We start from the raw sequence: 1,770 nt of genomic DNA on the forward strand, positions 1-1,770 counted from the left end.
GCGTTCAAATGCAGAAGGTTAAAGCCTTTTGTGTTCGGTTGACTTTGAAAATAGGTGTCCTTGTCCGCAGGGTCTGTTGCGATATTTAAATCCGAAACGTCAACGGCAAGTAATCGATACCCTCGGTAGTCCTTGATATCCGTATACGACTCTGTAAATGCGTGAAACAAGAATTCCACAGCAGACGGCAGGATTTTATTCCTTTGCTGAACAAAAGCAGACGTCGTTGCCGTGTTTACGTCATAGCCCTGCGATTCCAAGAGTTCCTTATATAGGCTGTTGCCACCCATTGAGATCAGGAGTTGCATAACCGTTTCAAAAGGCAGCTTTTTCTTTCGGGTAAAATCTTTTTCAGGATTTTTGACATAGGGTGCTGTTGCAGATGACATTTCTCGTATGAGGGATGTCAGCGTTTCTTTTAGCGAATTCGCGTACTCATTCATTGGCGAAACCTCCTCGTTTTTTCAAGGGGCTACGCCACACATTTTTATCTGCTTGTCAAGTCTTTTTTTCATTTTTATGCAAAAAAAAGAGCGGGTTATCTTTTTGATAACCTGCTCTTTTTCTTGATATTTGGCTCTGCGCCTTAACTTAATGACATTGCCCGGAACGCTGGTCATCCGCTCCTGAACTGCCGCTTTTTGTATTATCTCAGTTGAACGGTGCAGCTGCCCACTATCTCCTCTGCCCAGAGAGCTTGCAGCTGGTCGCCGTCTTGCAGCGCCGCTACGCCTGCCGGCGTCCCCGTGTAAATGATGTCGCCGGGACCTAGTCCGTAATGTTTGCCCACATAATGAACCAGCTCGGAAACATTAAACAGCATATCGGAGGCTTCAGCTCGCTGCACTGCTTCTCCGCCCCGCATCAGCACAAACTCTGTCTCCGCAAGCGCGGCAGCTCCCGGGAATGGAAGCCATTTGCCAAGCGGCGCCGAGTTCTTGAAGCCTTTGGCTGCCAGCCAAGGCTGACCCTTCGCCTTCAGTTTCGATTGCACATCGCGCAGCGTTAAATCCAGCCCAAGTGCCATGCCGTCAATCAGCTGATCGGCATCCGCCCCCGGCTCATACGTTCCACCGATACGAAGCACGATTTCCAGCTCGAAGTGAACCTCGCCAACGTGTCCCGGCAGCTCGATGATGTTCCCGTTCATCGGCACAACGGCGTGTGAGGGCTTGGTAAAAACAAGCGGCTCATCGGGCACCTCGTTGCCCAGCTCCAGCGCATGCAGCCTATAGTTTCGGCCAATGCAATAAATGTTGCGAATAGCATGAGCGTCCATTGGTCTTTTCGCCTCCTTAACTATTAAACAGCCTCTCGGCATTTACCGAGGCAGGTAGGTTAAGGGTTCCCCTAACCTATCAAATGAGCCTTACTCCTCATCACGAGGATTTATTTACAGTGAACTACCCCTACTTAGCTACGCTTGAAGTAGGGGCTTCCTGGTCAATATCTCTACAGAGACAAGTTTCCCCAGGCTCAAAAGGTGGAACCCACCTCTGCTTTTGCGGCCTAACCCGCTAGTTTAACGAGATTTTGAGCAGCATTCACGTCTCGGTCATGATGTGTGCCGCAAACAGGGCAGCACCATTCACGAACCTTGAGGTTTTTAACTTCTGCGTTTTTATAACTGCAAGCGCTGCACAGTTGGCTGCTGGCATAGTGTGCGGGAGCGATTATGGAGAGTTTATGCAGGAAATCTTGCCGCTGATTGGCGATCTTCTCATGAAGTTTTGCGACTTTCAGCCGTGCTTTTTGCCTGTTTTTAGAGCC

Annotated in this window: 2 protein-coding genes and 1 pseudogene; all 3 read right to left on the minus strand. The window is 49.5% G+C overall.

The annotated features are described in order from the left end of the window. Positions 1–443, minus strand: a pseudogene (locus L1N85_RS26910) (IS4 family transposase); the annotation flags it as partial. Positions 444–646: 203 nt separating this feature from the next. Then, on the minus strand, positions 647–1,279 hold the full coding sequence (locus L1N85_RS26915) for a fumarylacetoacetate hydrolase family protein (protein ID WP_235242084.1): 633 nt from the start codon (positions 1,277–1,279) through the stop codon (positions 647–649). Positions 1,280–1,509: 230 nt separating this feature from the next. Next, positions 1,510–1,770: transposase (locus L1N85_RS26920; RefSeq protein WP_235242085.1), on the minus strand; the 261-nt coding region annotated here is incomplete at its 5' end.

The organism is Paenibacillus alkaliterrae (assembly GCF_021532375.1).
Classification (GTDB): domain Bacteria; phylum Bacillota; class Bacilli; order Paenibacillales; family Paenibacillaceae; genus Pristimantibacillus; species Pristimantibacillus alkaliterrae.